17 protein-coding genes are annotated in these 19,632 nt (G+C 75.5%); 9 read left to right on the top strand and 8 right to left on the bottom strand.

Going from position 1 to position 19,632, the window contains the following annotated elements:
• The first annotated feature begins 1 nt into the window (after nucleotide 1).
• Nucleotides 2-985, top strand: coding sequence for a peptidoglycan DD-metalloendopeptidase family protein (locus ACIGG8_RS06710; protein ID WP_396546158.1), 984 nt, complete (start codon nucleotides 2-4; stop codon nucleotides 983-985).
• A gap of 290 nt (nucleotides 986-1,275) precedes the next feature.
• On the opposite strand, the gene ACIGG8_RS06705 is transcribed toward ACIGG8_RS06710, so the two are convergent.
• From ACIGG8_RS06705 to ACIGG8_RS06690, 4 genes are all read right to left on the bottom strand, one after another.
• A complete protein-coding gene (locus ACIGG8_RS06705; protein WP_396546157.1) occupies nucleotides 1,276-1,995 on the bottom strand; it encodes a DUF2470 domain-containing protein in 720 nt (239 codons plus the stop codon).
• A 126-nt stretch (nucleotides 1,996-2,121) separates the two neighbouring features.
• Entirely contained in the window at nucleotides 2,122-2,586 is a 465-nt protein-coding gene (locus tag ACIGG8_RS06700) for a RidA family protein (RefSeq protein WP_396546156.1), read from the bottom strand.
• 47 nt (nucleotides 2,587-2,633) lie between these two features.
• Nucleotides 2,634-3,383 (bottom strand): IclR family transcriptional regulator, encoded by a 750-nt coding sequence (locus tag ACIGG8_RS06695; RefSeq protein WP_396546155.1) that lies wholly within the window; start codon nucleotides 3,381-3,383, stop codon nucleotides 2,634-2,636.
• Nucleotides 3,384-3,414: 31 nt separating this feature from the next.
• On the bottom strand, nucleotides 3,415-4,608 hold the full coding sequence (locus ACIGG8_RS06690; protein ID WP_396546154.1) for a sugar kinase: 1,194 nt from the start codon (nucleotides 4,606-4,608) through the stop codon (nucleotides 3,415-3,417).
• A 202-nt stretch (nucleotides 4,609-4,810) separates the two neighbouring features.
• On the opposite strand from ACIGG8_RS06690, the gene ACIGG8_RS06685 reads away from it, so the two are divergent.
• The 5 genes from ACIGG8_RS06685 to ACIGG8_RS06665 all read left to right on the top strand — a co-directional run bounded on the left by ACIGG8_RS06685 (nucleotide 4,811) and on the right by ACIGG8_RS06665 (nucleotide 11,620).
• Nucleotides 4,811-6,142 (top strand): amino acid deaminase, encoded by a 1,332-nt coding sequence (locus ACIGG8_RS06685; RefSeq protein WP_396546153.1) that lies wholly within the window; start codon nucleotides 4,811-4,813, stop codon nucleotides 6,140-6,142.
• A 71-nt stretch (nucleotides 6,143-6,213) separates the two neighbouring features.
• Nucleotides 6,214-7,857: an amidohydrolase family protein gene (locus tag ACIGG8_RS06680; protein WP_396546186.1), complete on the top strand. Its 1,644-nt coding sequence runs from the start codon at nucleotides 6,214-6,216 to the stop codon at nucleotides 7,855-7,857.
• A complete protein-coding gene (locus ACIGG8_RS06675; protein WP_396546152.1) occupies nucleotides 7,854-8,474 on the top strand; it encodes a bifunctional 4-hydroxy-2-oxoglutarate aldolase/2-dehydro-3-deoxy-phosphogluconate aldolase in 621 nt (206 codons plus the stop codon). Before ACIGG8_RS06680 ends, ACIGG8_RS06675 begins: the two co-directional genes overlap by 4 nt.
• A 262-nt stretch (nucleotides 8,475-8,736) precedes the next feature.
• Complete coding sequence (locus ACIGG8_RS06670; protein ID WP_396546151.1) at nucleotides 8,737-10,350, top strand: alpha-amylase family glycosyl hydrolase; 1,614 nt, start codon at nucleotides 8,737-8,739, stop codon at nucleotides 10,348-10,350.
• Between the two features lie 211 nt (nucleotides 10,351-10,561).
• Nucleotides 10,562-11,620, top strand: a complete 1,059-nt coding sequence (locus ACIGG8_RS06665) for a hypothetical protein (protein WP_396546150.1) — start codon at nucleotides 10,562-10,564, stop codon at nucleotides 11,618-11,620.
• A 112-nt stretch (nucleotides 11,621-11,732) separates the two neighbouring features.
• Here ACIGG8_RS06665 and ACIGG8_RS06660 read toward each other — a convergent pair whose 3' ends face one another.
• Both ACIGG8_RS06660 and ACIGG8_RS06655 read right to left on the bottom strand, forming a co-directional pair.
• Nucleotides 11,733-12,983 carry a CaiB/BaiF CoA transferase family protein gene (locus ACIGG8_RS06660; protein ID WP_396546149.1) on the bottom strand — a complete coding sequence of 417 codons (1,251 nt, stop codon included), beginning with the start codon at nucleotides 12,981-12,983 and terminating at the stop codon, nucleotides 11,733-11,735.
• Nucleotides 12,980-14,605 (bottom strand): APC family permease, encoded by a 1,626-nt coding sequence (locus ACIGG8_RS06655; protein WP_396546148.1) that lies wholly within the window; start codon nucleotides 14,603-14,605, stop codon nucleotides 12,980-12,982. Before ACIGG8_RS06655 ends, ACIGG8_RS06660 begins: the two co-directional genes overlap by 4 nt.
• 290 nt (nucleotides 14,606-14,895) lie before the next feature.
• Between ACIGG8_RS06655 and ACIGG8_RS06650 the strand changes: the two genes are divergently transcribed.
• A complete protein-coding gene (locus tag ACIGG8_RS06650) occupies nucleotides 14,896-15,648 on the top strand; it encodes a FadR/GntR family transcriptional regulator (RefSeq protein WP_396546147.1) in 753 nt (250 codons plus the stop codon).
• A gap of 51 nt (nucleotides 15,649-15,699) precedes the next feature.
• Nucleotides 15,700-16,455 (top strand): hypothetical protein, encoded by a 756-nt coding sequence (locus tag ACIGG8_RS06645; protein ID WP_396546146.1) that lies wholly within the window; start codon nucleotides 15,700-15,702, stop codon nucleotides 16,453-16,455.
• Between the two features lie 94 nt (nucleotides 16,456-16,549).
• On the opposite strand, the gene ACIGG8_RS06640 is transcribed toward ACIGG8_RS06645, so the two are convergent.
• Both ACIGG8_RS06640 and ACIGG8_RS06635 read right to left on the bottom strand, forming a co-directional pair.
• Nucleotides 16,550-17,338, bottom strand: coding sequence for a (2Fe-2S)-binding protein (locus ACIGG8_RS06640; protein WP_396546145.1), 789 nt, complete (start codon nucleotides 17,336-17,338; stop codon nucleotides 16,550-16,552).
• Between the two features lie 200 nt (nucleotides 17,339-17,538).
• Nucleotides 17,539-18,093: a hypothetical protein gene (locus ACIGG8_RS06635; RefSeq protein WP_396546144.1), complete on the bottom strand. Its 555-nt coding sequence runs from the start codon at nucleotides 18,091-18,093 to the stop codon at nucleotides 17,539-17,541.
• A 161-nt stretch (nucleotides 18,094-18,254) separates the two neighbouring features.
• On the opposite strand from ACIGG8_RS06635, the gene ACIGG8_RS06630 reads away from it, so the two are divergent.
• Nucleotides 18,255-19,547, top strand: a complete 1,293-nt coding sequence (locus ACIGG8_RS06630) for a sensor histidine kinase (RefSeq protein ID WP_396546143.1) — start codon at nucleotides 18,255-18,257, stop codon at nucleotides 19,545-19,547.
• Nucleotides 19,548-19,632: the final 85 nt, after the last annotated feature.

Here is a 19,632-nt window from a genome sequence, read left to right as displayed (position 1 = left end):
CATGCCTGCTCAGGCTCGTCGTATCGCCCTGCCCCGCGCCGCCCGCATCGGCATCGCCACCGCCGTCACCGGCGCCTCCTTCGCCCTCCCGCTCGTGACCGCGATCAGCGCCCAGGCCCACACCGCCCCGGCCGCCCCGGTCGCGCAGGCCGCCCCCGCCGCTGCCGCTGCCGCCGCCCCCGCCGCCGACGCCAAGCCGGCCGCGCAGGCCGCTCCGGCCGCCGCGCACGAGAGCTACCGCGTCGTCAGCGGTGACACCCTGTCCAAGATCGCCGACGTCAAGAACGTCGAGGGCGGCTGGCACGCGCTGTACGAGCAGAACCGCTCGGTCGTCGGCGCCAACCCGAACCTGATCTTCCCGGGCCAGCAGCTCACCATCGCCGGCCACGCCGTCGCGCCGTCCGCCGACGCCGCCCCGGCGAAGCCGGCCGCTCCGGCCAAGCCCGCCACGCCGGCCAAGCCGCAGGTCAAGGTCCAGGCCAAGACCGAGGCCGCGAAGCCGGCCGCCCCGGTGCAGACCCAGGTTCAGACCGCCGCTCCGGCCCCGGCCGTGACCGCCGCTCCGGTCGCCGCCACCGCCGGCTACGTCGCGCCGCTGGCCAACCCGGTCCTGGGCGAGGCCTACGGTGTCGCCGGCTCGATGTGGGCCTCCGGCCACCACACCGGCCAGGACTTCGTCTGCTCCACCGGTACCCCGCTGCGCGCCGTCGCCAACGGTGTCGTGGTCAAGGCCGGCAACGGCGGCGCCTACGGCAACGAGGTCGAGATCAAGCTCGCCGACGGCAAGTACGCGCAGTACGCGCACCTCTCGTCGATCGGCGTGAAGATCGGTCAGACCGTCACCGTCGGCCAGCAGCTCGGCCTCTCCGGCGCCACCGGCAACGTGACCGGCCCGCACCTGCACTTCGAGATCCGCACCACCCCGGAGTACGGCTCGGACATCAACCCGGTCACCTACCTGCGCGCGCACGGCGTCGCGCTCTGACCCTTCCGGGGTTTCAGGAACCACCGCTGCTGCGGAGCGAATCGATCCTCCGGGATGGTCATGTCGGGTGACCGCTCGACCGGGTGATCGCCGCACAGTGGACATGGGCGCGGGACACGCCCAGGCCGGCCCGGCTCGCGGGACACACCTCCCTCGCGAGCCGGGCCGGCCGCTGCCATTTCCGGGGCCGGTACAGCACGGGGCTCGCTCCGGGGTGGTCGGTTCGACCGGACGGTGGGTCAATCCGTTCGCACGGTCTGCCTGCTGGACGCGCTGAAGGGGATCGGGAGTCAGCCGCGGTGGGCGGGCTGGCCGTACCGGGCGGCGGTCAGCAGGTCGTGCATCCGGTGGCCGAAGTCCTCGACGTCGCGGGCCGGTTCGGGGAAGACCAGGCGGACGTCGCGGTGGCCGTCGGGGTGGTCCAGGCGCAGCACCAGGCCGTGGCGGTCCAGGGCGAGCGGGCGGACGTCCGGGTTCCGGGCGAGCAGCACCGGGTCGAGCAGGCGGGTGAGGACGTCGAGCGCGTCGGCGTGGTCGTCGGCGAAGTGGGTGAGCATCGCGGCCTCGTGGCGGGCCATCGGGTCGGGGGTGGCGTGGGCGAGGTCGGCGGCGGTGACCGCGCCGGTGCCGTACGGGGTGGCGAGGACGGCGTGGGCGACGTCCACGCGCAGGTGGACGCTGAGGCCGTCGTCGGCGAGGTGGGCCAGCCGGAGCCGGCCGGCCAGGGTGAGGCGGGCGCGGACGCGGTCGCGGACGGCGACGGGGGAGACGTCGGTGACGTCGAGGACGACGGCGAGGCCGTCGGTGGCCCGGGCGGCGGCCGCGGTGAGCGGGGCGTCCAGTGGGGCGCGCAGTCGCAGGCGGGAGCCGTGGACGGAGACCGGGGTGTCCAGGTCGTGGTGCTCGCCCAGTGCACGGACGGCGAGCGAGGAGGTCGTGCCGAGCAGGCTCAGGATCCGTTCGGCGGTGGTGGGCTCGGGGACCTCGGTGTCGCCGGTGGGCAGGCTCATGGACGGACCTCCAGTTGGTTAGGTGAGCCTAACCTAATGTTGCTGTCCGGGTGTGGCAAGCGCGCAGGGCCCGGACGCGCGGGAGGCGTCCGGGCCCTGCGGTGGGTGAGGTCGGGGACGGGAGCGTCAGACGACGACGGCCTGGGCGTCGATCTCCACCAGCATCGGCTCCTGCGGGAGCTCGACGAAGACGGTGGTGCGGCAGGGCTTCACCCCGCCGGGCTTGACGTTCTCCTCGATGAACTCGGCGTAGACCTCGTTCATCAGTGGGAAGTCGGCGCGCTTGGTGAGGTAGACGCGGAACATCACCACGTCCTCGATGGTCGCGCCGCCGGCCTCGACGACGGCCTTGACGTTCTCCAGGGTGCGCCGGGTCTGCGCCTTCACGTCACCGTGGTGGAGGTACTCGCCGGTCGCCGGGTCCTGCGGGCCCTGGCCGGAGACCTGCAGGATCGGACCCTTGCGGACGCCCTGGGAGAACGTCCAGGCCGGGGCGGGGGCGCCGTCGGTGCGGATCTCGACCTTCTCGGCGGGCCGGGTGTGCTCGGCGGCCTGGGCGGTCTCGGCGGGCTGGGGGCGCTCGGCGGGCATGGGGCTCCTTGGCGTGAAGTGCGTGAAGTGCGTCAGGTGACTGTCCGTCAGTTGTGGTCGGGGCGGCCGCAGTCGGCCGAGACGGCGCGGGCGGTGGCGAGCAGGTGCGGGAGGAGGTCCAGTACCTGCTCGTACGGGAGGACGACGTCCGGGACGGAGATGGAGGCGGCGGCGACGACCCGGCCGCTGGCGTCCCGGACGGGTGCGGCCACGCAGTTGATGAAGGACTCGTGCTCGGCGTGGTCCTGCGCCCAGCCCTGGGCGGCGACCTTCTCCAGCTCCGAGAGCAGCGCCTCGGGCGTGGTGAGGGTGCGTTCGGTGTGCGGGGTGAAGTCGATCCCGGCCACCACCCGGCGCCGCTCGGGCAGCGGGAGGTCGGCCAGCAGCACCTTGGAGACCGCGGCGCTGTGCAGCGCGGCGCGCAGGCCGATGCGGGAGTACATCCGGACCGGGTGGCGGGAGTCGAACTTGTCGATGTAGACCACCTCGCCGCCCTCGTACGCGGCCAGGTGCACGGTCTGGCCGGTGGCGGCGTTCAGCTCGGCCAGGTGCGGGGCGGCGATCCGGCGGATGCCGCGCTGCTCCAGGGCCAGGCCGGAGAGGGCGAAGAGGCCGGCGCCCAGGTGGTAGCGGTAGGCCGCGTCGCGATAGACGAATCGTTCCTCTTCGAGGCTCTGGAGCAGCCGGAGAACGGTCGTCTTGTGGACGCCGAGCACCTCGGCGAGCTGGTCGAGGGAACGTTCGCCCTCGCCGAGCTGGGCGAGGATGCGCAGGGCGCGGGTGACGGTCTGGCTCATCGTGCTCCGCTTCGAGGGCCGGGGTTCCTGCTCATTGTGCCCGGGTGCGGTCGGCGGGCGGGACGTGGTCGGCGAGGCCGGTGGGGCCGGCCGGATCGGTGGGGCCGGCCGGGCCGGCGAGGTGCGTGCGGCCGGCGGGCAGGGCAGGGCCGGTGATGCCGTCCGCGGTGACCCGGGTGGCGGCCCACTCCGCGGGCGAGGCGTCGAGCAGCGCCGCCACCACGGCGGCGGGCGGCGGCTCGGCCTGGTCGCCGTGGGCGGTCAGGGCGCAGGCGGCGCTCAGGTGGCCGAGCCGCAGGCGGCGGCGCTGGTCCAGGCCCCGGACGGCGCCGGCCAGGTAACCGGCCGCGAAGGCGTCGCCCGCGCCGGTGGCCTCGACCACCTCGACGGCGAGAGCCGGTTCGGTGACCGCCGTGCCGTCGCGCCCCAGGGCGGTGACGTGCCGGGCGGAGTCCTTGACGACGACGGTCGCGGGGGACGGGAAGCGACGGCGCAGCGCGGCCGGGTCGCCGGTGCCGAACGCGGCCTGCGCCTCGTCCGCGCCGAGCAGCAGCAGGTCGGCGGCGTCCAGCAGTGGGGGCAGCACGGCCGGGTCGCGGTCCCGCCACAGCGAGGGGCGCCAGTTGAGGTCGAAACTGACCAGCCCCCGGCCCCCGCCCGACCGGGCCCCCGTGGTGTGGCGGCGCTCGACGACGAGGGCGCGCAGCAGGGCGAGGCAGTCGTCGGAGAGCGCGGCGGTGATGCCGGACAGGTGCAGCAGTCGGGCGTCGGTCAGCAGCCGGGCGGCGTCCGGGTCGGCGAGCAGTGCGGGGGAGAGTGCGGCGGCCGCGGAACCGTGCCGGTGGTAGTGCAGCCGACTGCGCCCGGGGCCGAGGTCGTGGTCGTGGCCGGTGGAGCCGCCGACCTCCTTGAGGTAGAGGCCGGTCGGGCGGTGCGGGTCGACCGCGACCGCCGAGACGTCCACGCCGCGGGCGGCGATGTCGACCAGCAGTCGCCGGCCGAAGCCGTCGGCGCCGACCCGGCTGATCCAGGCGGTCGGCACGCCGAGTGCGGCCAGCACGCCAGCCGTGTTGGACTCGGCGCCGCCGACGGAGAGCCGGAACGTCTCCACCGACTCCAGCGGGCCGGGGCGGTCCGGGAGCAGGACGGCCATCGACTCGCCCACGCACACGGCCGTCGGAGGAGGGCCCGGGCGGGCCGGGCCCGGGGTGTCCTGTCGCGGCATGTGCGGGGCTCCTCGTCTGTGGCCGGTGCGTCGAGAGCGGGCCCACTCCGTCGATCGACCGTCCGCCTGGTCGGGTGCGGGCCTGGTCCGTTGAGCGTGAGTCAGTTCCGTTGACCGTGATCCGGCGCCGATGCTAGAACCGTGCTGCCAGCATGCGCAACCCGCGTTGCACATGCTGCAACATGGCGGATGGAGGAGGAGCGTGCAGCAGACCTTCGCAAGCAGCGGCACCGGGCCGGGCATCGCCCGCGACGCGGTGGCGGCGCTGGCCGACGAGCCGCTGGACTGGCGGTTCAAGGCCGCCCCGCCGGACTCCCACCCGGACCGGCGGCCGGGAGCCGCTACCCGGGGCCGCACCGTGCGGGAGTGGCTGGCCGGCGGCCCGACCCTCTCCTCGCTCGGCACCCCGCTGCTCACCCTCGACGGCGCCGCACTCGCGCACAACGTCCGCACCATGGCCGACTGGTGCGCCAAGGCGGGCGTCGCGCTCGCCCCGCACGGCAAGACCGCCATGGCCCCCGCCCTGTGGCAGGCGCAGCTCGACGCCGGGGCCCACGGCATCACCCTCGCCAACCTGCCCCAGGTGCGGGTCGCCCGGGCCTTCGGGGTGCAGCGGATCCTGCTCGCCAACACCCTGCTCGACCCGGCCGGACTGGCCTGGCTCGCCGACGAACTGGCCGCCGACCCGGACTTCGCCTTCCTCTCCTGGGTCGACTCCGCCGAGAGCGTGCGGCTGATGGACGCGGCCCTGCGCGCCGCCGGGGCCGAGCGGAAGGTCGAGGTGCTGGTCGAACTCGGCGGCCCCGGCGGGCGCACCGGCGCCCGCGGCGAGGACGCCGCCGTCGAGGTCGCCGCCGCCGTGCTGCGCGCCCCCACCCTGCGCCTCGCCGGCGTCGGCGGGTACGAGGGCGCGCTCGCGCACGACGCCACGGCCGCCGGACTGGCCACCGTCCGCGGCTACCTCCGGGCCCTGGCCGGACTCCACGGCCGGCTCGCGCGCGCCTACCCGGACGACGCGCCACCGGTGGTCACGGCCGGCGGCAGCGCCTACTTCGACCTGGTGGCCGAGGAGACGACCGGCCTGCCGGACGCCCTGGTCGTCCTGCGCTCGGGTGCGTACGTCGCCCACGACGACGGCTTCTACCGCGGCGTCTCGCCGCTCGCCCGGGCCGACGGCGTGGCGCCGTTCCGCGGCGCGCTGCACGGCTGGGCCCGGGTGGTCTCCCGGCCCGAACCGCAACTCGCCCTGCTGGACGCCGGAAAGCGCGACCTGCCCTTCGACGAGGGCCTGCCCGAGCCGCAACGGGTGCGCGGCGGAGCCGAGTTGACCGGAACGGCGGCCCGGATCAGCGCGCTCAACGACCAGCACGCCTTCCTGCGGGACGCGGGCGACCTCGCGCCGATCGGCGCGGTGCTGCGCCTGGGCGTGTCGCACCCGTGCACCGCCTTCGACAAGTGGACGGCGATTCCCGTGCTGGACTCCGCGGACGCGGCCGAGCCGAAGGTCACCGGGCTGGTCAGGACGTTCTTCTGATGGCCGGGGAGAGAGCGGCAGGGGCGGTCGGGAAGAGCGCGGCGAAGAGTGTGAGGACGGCGAACGGTGTGATGATGGCGAGCGCGAGGACGGCGAACCGGGCGAACCCGGCGGGCCCGACCGTCTTCCGGGGCGCCACCGTCGTGGACGGCACCGGTGCGGACCGCTACCGCGCGGACGTGCGGATCGCCGACGGCCTGATCACCGACGTCGGCGACCGCCTCGACGCGCCCGAGGTGGTGGACGCCGACGGGCTGGTCCTGACCCCCGGCTTCATCGACATGCACGCCCACTCCGACCTCGCCCTGCTGCTCGAACCCGAGCACCCGGCCAAGGTCACCCAGGGCGTCACCTGCGAGGTCCTCGGCCAGGACGGCCTGTCCTACGCCCCGGTGGACGACACCACACTGCCCGCGCTGCGCCGCCAACTCGCGGGCTGGAACGGGGATCCGGCCGACCTCGACTGGGACTGGCGCGACGTCGTCGGCTACCTCGACCGGATCGACCGGACCGGCGTCGCCGTCAATGCCTGCTACCTGGTCCCGCACGGCACGCTGCGCACCCTCGTCATGGGCTGGGTCGACCGGCCGCCCAACCCGGCCGAACTCGACCGGATGCGCCAGGTGTTGGCGAAGAGCCTGCTGGACGGCGCGGTCGGCATGTCCAGCGGCCTCAGCTACACCCCCGGCTCGTACGCGGACACCGCCGAACTGGTGGAGCTGTGCACCATCGTCGCGGCCTACGGGGGCTTCCACGCGCCGCACCAACGCTCGTACGGCGAGGGAGCGTTGGATGGCTACGCGGAGATGGTGGAGATTTCCCGGCGGAGCGGCTGCGGGCTGCACCTGACCCACGCCACGATGAACTTCGGCGTCAACCGGGGCCGGGCCGGCGAGCTGTTGGAGCTGGTCGACCGGGCGCTTGCCGACGGCGTCGACCTGACCCTGGACAGCTACCCCTACCTCCCCGGCTCCACCACCCTCGCGGCCCTGCTGCCGAGTTGGGCCACCGAGGGCGGACCGGAGGCGACACTGGCCAGACTGACCGACCCGGCGCAGTGCGCCCGGATCCGGTACGAGGTGGAGGAGAAGGGCAGCGACGGCTGCCATGGCGTGGTCACCGACTGGGCGACGATCCAGGTCTCCGGCGTCCGGTCGGCGGGGCTGGCCCCGGCCGTCGGCCGGACCGTCGCCGAGATCGCCGACGAGGAGCGACGCACCGGCACCGAGGTGTTCCTCGACCTGCTGCGCCGGGACGAGTTGGCCACCACGATCCTCCAGCACGTCGGGCACGAGGGGAACGTCCGGGCGATCATGCGCCACCGGGTACACACCGTCGGCAGTGACGGACTGCTGGTCGGCGCCCGGCCGCACCCGCGGGCCTGGGGCACCTTCCCGCGCTACCTCGGCCACTACAGCCGGGATTCGGGCGTGCTGACGCTGGAGGAGGCGGTCGCCCGGATGACCGGCCGGCCCGCCGCCCGGCTGGGCCTGCACCGGCGTGGCCGGATCGCCCCCGGCCACCACGCCGACCTGGTGCTCCTCGACCCCGAACGGGTCCGGGACACCGCGACCTTCGAGCACCCCCGGCGGCCCCCCGAGGGCATCGAGGCCGTGTACGTCAACGGCGCCGCCGTCGTCCGGCAGGGTCGCACCACCGGCGCCCGCCCCGGGCGCGCCCTGCGCCGCACCGACCGAGGAACCCGAGCCGCATGACACCCCTCGCCTCCCTGCAGACCGACCGGGTGATCGCGGTGGTCCGCGCACCGAGCATCCCGGACGCTCCCGCGCTGTGTGCCGCACTCGCCGCCGGCGGCATCCGGTGGACCGAATTCACCTACACCACACCGCATGTGACGAGACATCTGCGGCACGCCGCGCAGGCCGGGCACCGGGTCGGCGTCGGCACCGTGCTGACCGCCGAGCAGGCCGAGCGCGGGGTCGCGGCCGGCGCCTCCTTCCTGGTCACACCCGGCTGCCGGCCCGAGGTCGCGGCGGCGGCGAAGGGCGCCGGGGTGCCGGTGGTGCTCGGGGCGCTCACCCCGACCGAGGTGGCCCGCGCGGTGGACCTGGGTGCCGCCGCCGTCAAGATCTTCCCGGCCCGGGCGTTCGGGCCCGGCTACTTCAGGGACCTCCGCGGCCCGTACCCGGGCGTGCCGCTGGTGGCCTCCGGCGGGGTGAACGCGGGCAACGCCGCCGAGTTCCTGGGGCAGGGCGCGCTCGCGGTCTGCGCGGGGACGGACGTGGTGCCGCCGGAGGCGGTCGCGGCGGGGGACTGGGCGGAGATCACCCGGCGGGCCCGGGCGTTCACGGAAGCGTGCGGCGAGGCGTAGCGGCGCCGTGCCGCCACGCGCGGCGGTACACCACGGCGGAGGGGCGCCGGGAGGTGTGCCAGGAGATGGGCCGCGACGCGCGGCGGAGACAGGCCGGGAGGCGCGGGGCCGGGAGCGGCGGTGGCGGGGCGAGGCGGACTGTCGGGACGGCCGGGAACGGACGAGAATCGGTGGCACCCGGTTCGGCCCCCGGCCGAGTCCGGCCCGGCTCAGCCCCGCCCGGTGCACCCCGGGCCCCGGACCCGGCAGGAGGAACCCACCCATGACCTCGACCCGCCCCGGCCCCGACTGGCTCGCCGACGCCGTCCTCTACCAGATCTACCCGCAGACCTTCGCCGACTCCGACGGCGACGGCATCGGCGACTTCGCCGGCATCGCGGAGCACCTCGACCACCTCGCCTGGCTCGGCGTCGACACCGTGTGGCTCAACCCCTGCTTCGCCTCGCCGTTCCGCGACGCCGGCTACGACATCACCGACTACCTCGCCCCGGCCCCGCGCTACGGCAGCACCGAGGACCTGGTCGGGCTGGTCGAGGCCGCCCGCCGCCGCGGCATCAGGATCCTGCTGGACCTGGTCGCCGGGCACACCTCCGACCGCCACCCCTGGTTCCTGGCCGCCGCCGAGGACGCGTCCGACCACCGTTACATCTGGTCCGACCGGCCGGTGGACGGCTTCGTGGCCTCGCCCGGCAGCCGCCCGGGCTGGTACCGGCCGAACTTCTTCGACTGCCAGCCCGCCCTCAACTTCGGCTACGCGCGCAGCAGTCCGGCCGAGCCCTGGCGTCAGCCGGTGGACGCCGAGGGGCCGCGCGCCAACCGGGCGGCGCTGCGCGACATCATGGCGCACTGGCTCGGCCTCGGCGTGTCCGGCTTCCGGGTGGACATGGCGTACTCGCTGGTCAAGGACGATCCGGGCAAGGCCGAGACCGCCAAGCTCTGGACCGAGCTGCGGGACTGGCTGGACCGCGCCCACCCCCAGGCCGCCCTGCTCGCCGAGTGGGGCGAGCCCGCCGCCGCCGTCGCGGCCGGCTTCCACGCGGACTTCTTCCTGCACTTCGGCGGCGAGGACCACGGCCTGCCGCTGCGCTCCCTGTGGAACAACAACGGCGGCACGGTCGAGGAGTTCTGGCAGCAGGAGGCCTGCTACTTCGAGGCCGAGGGCCGCGGCACCCCGCAGCCGTTCCTGGACGCCTGGCGCTCCGCCGCCGAACTCACCGAGGGCAACGGGCACATCGTGCTGCCGACCGCAAACCACGACTTCTCGCGGCTGGCCGCCGGCCACCGCACTGCCGAGCAGCTCGCGCCCGCCTTCGCCTTCCTGCTCACCTGGCCCACCCTCCCGGCCGTCTACTACGGCGACGAGATCGGCATGCGCTACCTGGCCGGCCTGCCCGACACCGAGGGCAGCGTGCTCGGGCCGCGCTTCAACCGGGCCGGCTCGCGCACCCCGATGCAGTGGACGCCCGGCCCCACGGCGGGCTTCTCCGGTGCGCCGGCGGAGCGGCTGTACCTGCCGGTGGACCCGGACCCGCACCGCCCGGACGTGCTCTCCCAGCGCGCCGACCCGACCTCGCTGCTGCACACCGTCCGGCGGCTGATCGCGCTGCGCCGGGCGCACCCGGGGCTGGGCTCCGCCGGCGGGGTGGAGGTCCGGCAGGCCGGCTACCCGCTGGTGTACACCCGGGCCGGGCGGTACCTGGTGGCGGTCAACCCGCGCCGGGAGCCGGGGGCCGTACGGCTGTCGGACGTGCTGCCGGAGCAGGTGCGGGGCGTGGTGCCGGCAGCCGTCCGGCCGTTGCAGGTGCAGGGCGTGCGGGTGGCGGACGGGGAGCTGCGGGCGGACGGGTTCTCCTACGGGGTGTTCGACCTGGGCTGATCGCGGGCGGCGGCGGCGGCCGGTCCCGGGAACCGGTCCCTCGGGCCGGTCCTGGGGGCTCGTCCTCGGGACCGGTCCCGGGGCCGGTTTCCGTCCGATGTCGGATGGTTGTAAGCTACATCCACAGATGGTTGCATTTGCCACCTGCATTGGTTGCATTTGCCATCCTCTTGCCCCGTGCGAGACACCACCGGAGGACGGTACGAACGCCATGAGCACACCCCAGAACCCCGCCGCGGCGCCCACCCCGGGGCACTCGCTCAAGCACCTCGCCGTCCATCTGATCACCCCGCTGCTGATGTGCCTCGGCATGGCGCTCGCCTACCAGAGCGCGTTCCACCAGCCCGAGCCGCACCACCTCGAGGTCGCCGTCGTCGGCACCACCGACCAGGCGCACGGCTTGGCCCAGACGATCCGGGAGAAGGCCGGTGACGCGCTCGACGTCCGCACCGTCGACGACCGGTCCGCCGCCGAGCGGCAGCTGCGCGACCGCGACCTGGTCGGCGCCTTCGTCCCGGACGCCAGGAGCCCCGAGCTGATCGTGGCCAAGGGGAACTCGGACACCTCGGTGGTCGCCGCCACGGCGGTGTTCACGAACGTCACCGACCGGCAGGGCGTCCCGCTGCACGTCACCGACCTCACCACCCCGGCCGAGGGCGACCCGACCGGCCAGGGCCTGTTCTTCCTGCTGGTCGCGCTGAGCATCGGCTCGTACGCGAGCGTGGCGGTGATCGGCGCCGCCGGGGCCGGGCTGGGCATGGCGGTCCGGGCGCTCGTCGGGGTGGCGGTCTCGCTGGTGGTCAGCGTCATCGGGATCGTCACCGCCGGGCCGGTGTTCCACGTCGTCGACCACGACCTCGCCGCGGTCTGGGCGCTGGGCTGGCTCTACTCGGCGGGCATCGTGCTGGTCGGCATCGGCCTGCACAGCTTCCTGAAGAAGTGGACCACGCTGGCCCTGATGGTGCTGTTCGTGATGCTCAACTTCACGTCCTCGGGCGGCATCTACCGGCCCGAGCTGCAGAACGGCTTCTTCGGCGCCCTGCACGGCTTCTGGACCGGCGCCGGCTTCCTGGAGGGCGCGCGCAGCCTCCTGTACTTCGACGGCGGCGCGGGCCTCGGCGGCCACGTCGTGACCCTGCTGGTCTGGCTGCTGCTGGGCGGGGCCGCCCTGGTGGCCGCGGCGGCGTACGAGCGACGCGGTCGCCGTCCGGTGGAGACGCCGGCGGAGGCCGAGGAGGAGATGGCGGAGGCGGTCGCGGTCGCGGTCTGACCCCGCCCCCCGGAAGGCTTCACCCGGCGCCAGGGCATCGGCACCGGGTGGGGATTCGCGGCCCGCGCCCGGCCCTGGACAAGCCGGACGCGGGCCGACGCGCGGGCCGTGCTCAGGCCGGTTCCCCGGGGTCCGCGGGGCCTTCGGGGCCTTCAGGGCGTCCGGGGGCCTCGGGGTCGGTGCGGCCCATCCGGCCCCCGGGTGGTGCGGGGGTCACGGGGGCGTCCAGCCAGGCGGTGAGCTCGGCCGTGTGCTCGCCGAGCCGGGGCGGGGGCAGCTGGTAGCGCGGAGGCGTCCGGGACAGGCCGATCGGGTTGGCGACCAGGTCCAGCGCGCCGCCGTCCGGGCCGGGCAGCGGGGCGCGCGGATCGAGGCCGAGCGAGTCGGCCAGGGCGAAGGCCTCGGCCACGTCGTTGACCGGGCCGCAGGGCACGCCGAGCGGGGTGAGCACCGCGAACCACTCGGCGGCGGTGCGGCGTTCGAGCCGGGCGGTGAGCTCGCGGGCGAGCACGGACACGTGCGCTACCCGCTCGGAGTTGGTGGCGAACCGCGGGTCGTCGGCCAGCTCGGGCGCACCGACACCCCGGCAGAGGGCGGCGAACTGGCGGTCGTTGCCGACCGCGACGACCAGCGGGCGGTCGGCGGCAGTGAACACCTCGTACGGGGCGATCGAGGGGTGGCGGTTGCCGAGGATGCCGGGCACGGCGCCGGCCAGGGTGTAGCCGGCGGACTGGTTGACCAGACCGGAGAGCAGGGTGGACAGCAGGTTCAGCTCCACCAGCTGGCCCCGCCCGGTCCTCTCGCGCTCGCGCAGCGCCGCCAGCACGCCGACCGCCGCGTGCAGCCCGGTGAGCACGTCCACCAGTGCGACCCCGGCCTTCACCGGCTCGCCGGGCGCCGGGCCGGTCACCGACATCAGACCGCCGACCGCCTGCACCAGCAGGTCGTAGCCGGGGAGTTCGGCGCCCTTGCCGGAGCCGAAGCCGGTGATCGAGCAGTAGACGAGCCGGGGGTTGAGGGCCTGCGCCCGGGCGGGGCCGAGGCCGTGCCGCGCCATCGTGCCGGGGCGGAAGTTCTCCACCAACACGTCGGCGCGGCGCACGAGTTCGACGGCGCGGGCGAGATCGGCCGGGTCGTGCAGATCGAGGGTGAGGGAGCGCTTGTTGCGGTTGACGGAGAGGAAGTAGGTGGCCTCGCCCTGGGCGTGGGGCGGGCCCCAGGCGCGGGTGTCGTCGCCGGTGCCGGGTTTCTCGACCTTGATCACGTCGGCGCCGAGGTCGGCCAGCAGCATGGTGAGGTAGGGCGCGGCGAGGACGCGGCCGAAGTCGGCGACCAGGACGCCGTCGAGGGGGAGCCCGGTCATGTGACCGGTCCCCGGTCGGCGGCGGGGCTGTTGGCGGCGGGGCTGTTGGCGGCGGGGCTATTGGCGACGGGGCTGTTGGCGGCCGCCGCGGAGCCTGTCGCGGAGTCCGTCGCGGGGCCCATTGCGAGGCCCGTCGCGTCGCCGGAGGGGGCGTCGCCGCGCAGGTGGGGGCGGGCCAGGAGGAGGTAGAGCCCGCCGGCCGCGAGCACGATCACCGCCGAGAGCAGCACGAGGTAGTCGTCGTACCAGGCGGCGTCCGGTGTGCGGCCCCAGCAGATGTTGACGATCGCGGCGACGCCGTAGACCAGCGCGCCGACGTTCACCGCGAGCCCCCAGCGCCCGAGCCGGAAGTCCCCGCTCGGGCGCCAGCCGCGCAGTCGGGCTCGCAGGGAGGCGAGCACCACCATCTGGAAGGCCAGGTAGATGCCGATGCTGGAGAAGGAGATGATCTTCGTCAGGGCTCCCCCGGAGAGCGCCGAGGCCCCCACGATGATCACGCCCGGCAGCGCCGCCGCGAGCAGCAGCGCGTACGGCGGCACCCGCAGCCGCACCGAGACGGTGGCCAGCAGGCGGCTGCCCGCGATCATCCGGTCCCGGGCGAAGGAGTACGTCAGCCGGCTCGCCGCCGCCTGCAGGCTCAGCACGCAGGACAGGAAGGAGATCAGCACCACGCCGATCACCACCCGCGCGCCGGTCGCGCCGAACGCGTCGTGCAGCACCGCGGCCACCGGATCCTCGTCACTGCCGGAGACCACCGCGCCGATGTCCTTGATCGACATCACCAGGGCCAGGCTGACCCCGATCGCGGCCGCGCCGCCCACGTAGATGGTGCGCCGCATCGACTTGGGGATCTGTCGACCCGGGTCGGGCACCTCCTCGGCGACGTCGCCGCAGGCCTCGAAGCCGAAGAAGAGGAAGACCGCGATCAGACCGGCGGCCAGGAACGCGTCGGTGTACGAGCCGCCGGCGCCCGCGCCGAAGCTGTCGAAGACCACGCCGAGGCCGTGGTAGCGGTGCGTCAGCAGCAGCCAGGCACCCACGGCGAGCGCACCGAGCAGCTCGGCGGCGAAGCCGAACACCGCCGCCGCCGACAGCACCCGGGTGCCGCCGAGGTTGATCACGGTGGCCAGCGCCAGCAGGCCGAGCGCGCACCAGACGGTCGTCGCCGTGCTCGGCGCCACACCGAGCAGCGCGGCCACGTACGGGCCGGCACCGTAGGCGACGGCCGCGATGGTGGACATCAGCGCCAGCAGGTAGACCCAGCCGGTCAGCCAGCCCCAGGTCCGGCCCCAGAGCCGGCGCGCCCACGGGTACACCCCGCCGGCGACCGGGAACTGGGCGACCACCTCGCTGAACACCAGCGCGACCAGCAGCTGGCCGACACCCGCGATCAGGAAGCTCCAGACCATCGGCGGGCCGGCGGTCCTGAGGGAGGAGGCGAAGAGCGTGTACACGCCGACGACGGGGGAGAGATAGGTGAAGCCGAGGGAGAAGTTCGCCCAGAGGCTCATGTCGCGTTTGAACTCGGAGGTGTACCCGAGGGCGGCCAGCCGTTCGGCGTCCGCGTCGGGGGCGCCGCCGGGTGGACCGGCAGCGGTGGCACGTGCACTGGCATCGGTCATGACCTGCTCCTGGGAACGTGTCGTGATGCGTCGGGGGAGTGCGTTGCGGGCGTGCGTCGGGGGAATGCTGTTCGGCGGTGCGGTGCGGTGCGGTGCGGTGCGGTGCGGTGTCGTGCGGCGGTGCGGTGTTCTGCAGCAGGGCCGAGCGGGGTCGGCGCTCGGGCCGAGGCTGCGGGAAAACATACGAGATTGGGTTTCTAGCAGCAAGGGTGCGCGCCGACCGGCGGTACCCTGCCGGAAGCACCGGCCGGGCGGTGTACCGGCGGCGGCGATCGAGGAGGGGGTACGGCATGACGACCATCGGCAGTGCGACCCCGCTGCTCAGCGCCGTGCTCGCGCCGCTCACCGACCTCGGGCGCGCCGACGCCGTGGCCCGCCGGATCACCGAGGCGATCGCCCTCGGCCTGGTCGCCGACGGGGACCAACTGCCCAGCGAGAACGACCTGTCCGACCAGCTCGGCGTCGCCAACGGCACCGTCCGGGAAGCGCTCGCGCTGCTCCGCGAGGCCGGGCTGATCGAGACCCGGCGCGGCCGCAACGGCGGCAGCTTCGTCCGCACACCCGTCGAGGGCTCCGAGCCCCTCCAGCTCGCCCGGCTGCGGGACACCGCCACGGTGGACCTGCGCGACCTGGGGGACGAGGAGCTGGCCGTGTTCGGCACCGCCGCCCGGCTCGCCGCCGAACGCGCCCCCGCCGACCTCGGCCCCCGGCTCACCCGCCTGGTGCACGAGCTGCGCGACGCCGCCGGGCCCGCCGAGCAGCGCCGTGCCGACGCCCGCTTCCACATCGAACTCGCCGTCGCCGCCCAGTCGGTGCGCCTCACCCAGCTCGCCGTCCGGCTGCAGGCCGAACTCGGCCCGCTGCTCTGGCTGCCCGCCCCGTACGGCCCCGACCAGGAGCGCCTGGCCGAGCAGCACCGGGAGATCCTGGTCGCCGTCCTGGCCGGCGACGCGGCCGGCGCCCGTTCCGCAGCCGAGGCGCACGTCATCGGATGCGTGCACCACCTGGTCCGGGGGCACCTGGAGTTGGCGGACGACGGCTGACCGGGCGTCGTGCCGTCGCACCCGGAACCCCACCCGCCCGCCGGAGCCGTCATGACCAGCACGTTCACCCTGCCCGCCACCGCCGAGGCCTGTGCCCGGCAGGTCGCCGCCGCCATCGACGCGGTGCTCGCCGACCTGGACGGCCTGCGCGCGGCCACCGCCGAGTGCTGGGACCGGACGGCCGCCGCGGGGCGACGGCCCGTCGTGGCCGAACTCGCCGTGCTGCAGGGGCCGGTGCGCGAGCTGCTGGCCCGGCCGGGCGCGCGCTGGTTCGGCTGCGGCGCCGTCGTGGCGCCCGGCGCGCTCGCCGATGCCGAGCTGCACGCGGAGTGGTGGTACCGCGGCGGGCGGGGCGCCGGGGAGCGGCGGTTGCGGCTCCCGCTGGACCCGGGGGACGCCGAGTTCTACGACTACCGGACGCTGCCCTGGTTCGCCCGGCCCCGGGACGAGGGGCGCGCGGCGGTCGCCGGGCCGCAGGTCGACCTGCTCTGCGCGGACCGCTACGTCCTGTGCTGCGCCCGGCCGGTGGCGGTTCCGGGCGTGGGCTTCGTCGGGGTGGTCGCCGGGGACGTCCCGCTGGCCGCGCTGGAGCGGCTGCTGGTGCAGCCGCTGCGGGCGCTGCCCGGCGGGGCCGCACTGCTCGACGGCGAGGGGCGGGTGCTGGCCGCCACCACCCCGGTGCTGCCGGTCGGTTCGCTGGCGCGGGCGCTCCTCGGCGGTCCGGCGGGTGAGCCGGTAGGTGGTCCGACGGTCGAGCGGGTGCGGGTGCCGTCGGAGGCGGTGGACTGGGTGGTGGTGCAGTTGTGACGGCCGGCGCGGGGCGGTACCGGTGCGGCGTCGAGTATGACATTCATTTGTAAAGGTATCTGGTGCTGCGCTCCTGCTCCCGCTCCCGCATCCACTACCCGTTCCGGCCGTCTTTCCGTCGCGTGGGCGGCGCGGTGAAGCAGCAGTCCCCGCAGAGCCCGGCACCCGGCCCGACCCGGTAGTAGAGGCAGCAGCTGTTCCGTCGGAACGCCGTGCCGCGCGGGCCCGAGCGCAGCGTGCCCGTTCCCGCCAGCGGCGGACGGTCCAGCAGCTCCGCGACCAACGCCCGTGCGGCTCCCGGCGCATGGGGGTCCAGCACCCGCAACGTGCCGGCCAGGGCGGAGGCGGCGTTGCCGAGCAGCAGGCGCGGCGAGAGCGGCGCCGCGGCCCGGACGGCCGCCGCCAACGGATCCAACTGGCCCGTCAGCACGGCGGCGTGGAGCCGGTCGGCGAGCGTTCCGGCCTCCGGCCGGGCGGGCTCCGGCGGCGTCCAGAGGTCGAGCGGGCCCTGGTCCGGGATCCGCACCCAGGCGTGCTCCAGCGTCGGGACCGTCCCGAGCAGGACGGCCGAACCGAGGCCGACCGACCAGAACCGGGCGGCCAGCCCCAGGTGCAGGATCGAGGCGGCGACCCGGGGTTCGTCGGTGCCGAGCCGCCGGGCCACCACCCGCAGGCGGTCGGCCAGCGGTGCGTCCGGGCCGGTGCCGTACAGCTCGGGCAGCGGGCGGAAGCCCCCGGGCGGCGGTCCGGAGGAGGTGTCCAGTGCGAAGTACGGGCCGACGGCGGCGAGTCGGCCGTAGTCGGGGACCGCTGGGCCGGGCGCGGGGACCGGCGATCCGGGCACCGGACCGAGCAGGCCGGTCGGCCCGGGCGCGGGGTTCAACGGCCCTCCCCTGTGGGGTCGTTGAACCCCGCGCCGGCTTCGGGCGGCCCGGGAATGGTCGGGCGGTCGGGCGACATCGGGGCCTCCAGGGTGTCCGGGTGCGCGGGGCGGCAGCGACCGGTCGGCGGCGTGCGGCCCGTACGGACGGACGGTGGGCCCGGAGGTCCCGGGAGGCCCGGAAGGCCCTGGCCGGGCGGGTGTCAGCCGCGCACGGTGAGGTCGCCGGCGGTCGTGCGGATGAACGGTACCGTGCCCTGGCAGTCCGCCACCGGCTGGCCCAGCGCGCCCCAGACCCAGCCGAGCCGGTCCCCGTGACGGCCGTTGTCCTCCACCGAGATCGAGACCTTCCGGCCGACCACCTCCAGGCCCGGGAACCACGGAGCCTCGCCCTTGGTGATCACGCCGGTGGCGATCGCCTCCCGTCCGCCGACGCCCAGGCAGGCGATGTCCCCCTCGAAGTCGGCGACCAGCCGGCCGTCGTTGTGCACGTGACGGACGTGGAAGTGGCCGCGGGTGGCACCGGGGTCCGTGTTGCCGGTGGCGCGGGCGTCGACCGAGATCCGGACCGGGTCGCCCGCGAAGCCGCCGAACGCGGAGGTGAGGACGGTGTCCCCGGTGCCGCGCACGCTCACCGCCCCGGCCCGGGCGTCGTCCGCGGCCGAGGCCGGTTCCGCGGCGGAGGCCGGCACGGTGGCGGTCACCGCCGCGACCAGCAGGAGGACCGAGGTCGCAGCGGTCGCGAGTCGACGGTTCATGACGGTTCGTTCTCCTTCGGGACGGGTACTCCGGCGACAACGAGTCTGCTGCAGCAGGCCCGGCCACACCTCACGCTGCGGAGGGGAGTTCGACGATGCGCCCCTCCCTCCCGCGGAGGAGGCCCGTCTCCCCCGGGAGAGCTGCCCGTAGGCTCGGCCGGGTGCGCACCGAATCCCCGCCCCGCCCCGCCCGGCCCCGCCCCGCCCGGCCGCGCTCGGCCCGGCTGCGGCGCCGGCTCGCCGTCGTCGCCGTCCTGGCCCTGACGGTGCCCGTCGTGCTCGCCCACGGGGGCGAGCACGGCGCGGCCGCGCTGCTCGCCCTGACGGCCGCGCTCGCCACGGTGGTGGCGCTGCTGCCGTGGCCCGCCGGGCCGATCGCGCCCGCACCGGCTGCCGCGGCGGTGGCCGGTGCCTCGCTGCTGCTCGACCTGCTCTACTCGGGGCCGTACCGGCTGCCCGCGTTCTGGCTGCCCTTCGAGTGGACGGCGCTGCTCGGGCTGCTGTTCCGGGCCGTTCGCCGGCTGCCCGACCGGTGGGCGGGGCCGGTCGGCGGCCTGGTCGGGCTCGCGGCCGTCCTGCTGCCACTGCGGTTCGCCCTCCGGACTCCCCAGGGCGGTGCGGCCGGCCCGGTGATCGGCGTGCTGTTCTCCCTGCTGCCGACGCTCGCGGTCGCGGGCGCGGCGCTCTACCTGCGCGTCCTGGACGCCCGCCGGGAGCGGGCCGTCGTAGGGGCCCGGCGCGAGCAGCGGCTCGAAGTGGCCCGCGGACTGCACGACTTCGTCGCCCACGAGATCACCGGCATCGTGCTGGAGGCCCAGGCCGGCCAACTCCCGGGCCAGGAGCCGGCGGAGACCGCCGCGCTGCTGCGCCGGCTGGAGGAGGCCGGACTGCGGGCGTTGGACTCGATGGACGAGATGGTGGGGGCCCTGCGCGATCCGCAGGGCGGCGGCCCGGACGCGCCGGGCGGGCAGGGCGGCCGGAGCGAAGCGGACGGGGCGGCCCGGCGGGACGGGCGGAGCGAGCAGGCCGCCGGGGCGACCACGCGCCGCCTGGGCCTGGCCGACCTCCCCGAACTGGTCACCCGCTTCGGCGCGACCGGCGGCCTGCACGCCGACACCGACCTCGCCCCCGGCGCCGCCGACCTGCTCCCCGCCGAGACCCAGGCCACCGCCTACGCCGTCGTCCTGGAGGCCCTCACCAACATCCGCCGCCACGCGCCGCAGGCCACCGAGGTCGCCGTCCGGGCGGCCCCCGCGCCGGACGGCGCCGTCCGGGTGACCGTCACCGACAACGGGGGCCCCGCCCGTAGGCCGCTGCTGCGCCGCCGCCCCGGCTCCGGCGGGACCGGACTGGCCGGCCTCACGGCCCGCGCTGCCGCGCACGGCGGCTCGCTCAGCGCGGGCCCGGTCGAGCCCGCGGGCTGGCGGGTCACCTGCACCCTGCCGGGGCGGTGACGCGGGCCGGCGCCGCCGCGGTGCGTGCCGACCCTCCGGGTGCCGTACTGGAGGGTCGGCGTGTCGGCGTGTCGGCAGACCGGCG

Source organism: Kitasatospora sp. NPDC085464 (assembly GCF_044541955.1).
GTDB lineage: Bacteria > Actinomycetota > Actinomycetes > Streptomycetales > Streptomycetaceae > Kitasatospora.
This window is presented reverse-complemented; position numbering and strand designations above follow the sequence as displayed.

Coding starts and splice junctions, on each gene's coding strand:
- ACIGG8_RS06670 (WP_396546151.1), top strand. CDS start 8,737: ATGACCTCGACCCGCCCCGGCCCCGACTGGCTCGCCGACGCCGTCCTC.
- ACIGG8_RS06665 (WP_396546150.1), top strand. CDS start 10,562: ATGAGCACACCCCAGAACCCCGCCGCGGCGCCCACCCCGGGGCACTCG.
- ACIGG8_RS06645 (WP_396546146.1), top strand. CDS start 15,700: ATGACCAGCACGTTCACCCTGCCCGCCACCGCCGAGGCCTGTGCCCGG.
- ACIGG8_RS06635 (WP_396546144.1), bottom strand. CDS start 18,093: ATGAACCGTCGACTCGCGACCGCTGCGACCTCGGTCCTCCTGCTGGTC.
- ACIGG8_RS06655 (WP_396546148.1), bottom strand. CDS start 14,605: ATGACCGATGCCAGTGCACGTGCCACCGCTGCCGGTCCACCCGGCGGC.
- ACIGG8_RS06660 (WP_396546149.1), bottom strand. CDS start 12,983: ATGACCGGGCTCCCCCTCGACGGCGTCCTGGTCGCCGACTTCGGCCGC.
- ACIGG8_RS06650 (WP_396546147.1), top strand. CDS start 14,896: ATGACGACCATCGGCAGTGCGACCCCGCTGCTCAGCGCCGTGCTCGCG.
- ACIGG8_RS06690 (WP_396546154.1), bottom strand. CDS start 4,608: ATGCCGCGACAGGACACCCCGGGCCCGGCCCGCCCGGGCCCTCCTCCG.
- ACIGG8_RS06710 (WP_396546158.1), top strand. CDS start 2: ATGCCTGCTCAGGCTCGTCGTATCGCCCTGCCCCGCGCCGCCCGCATC.
- ACIGG8_RS06680 (WP_396546186.1), top strand. CDS start 6,214: ATGATGGCGAGCGCGAGGACGGCGAACCGGGCGAACCCGGCGGGCCCG.
- ACIGG8_RS06695 (WP_396546155.1), bottom strand. CDS start 3,383: ATGAGCCAGACCGTCACCCGCGCCCTGCGCATCCTCGCCCAGCTCGGC.
- ACIGG8_RS06705 (WP_396546157.1), bottom strand. CDS start 1,995: ATGAGCCTGCCCACCGGCGACACCGAGGTCCCCGAGCCCACCACCGCC.
- ACIGG8_RS06675 (WP_396546152.1), top strand. CDS start 7,854: ATGACACCCCTCGCCTCCCTGCAGACCGACCGGGTGATCGCGGTGGTC.
- ACIGG8_RS06700 (WP_396546156.1), bottom strand. CDS start 2,586: ATGCCCGCCGAGCGCCCCCAGCCCGCCGAGACCGCCCAGGCCGCCGAG.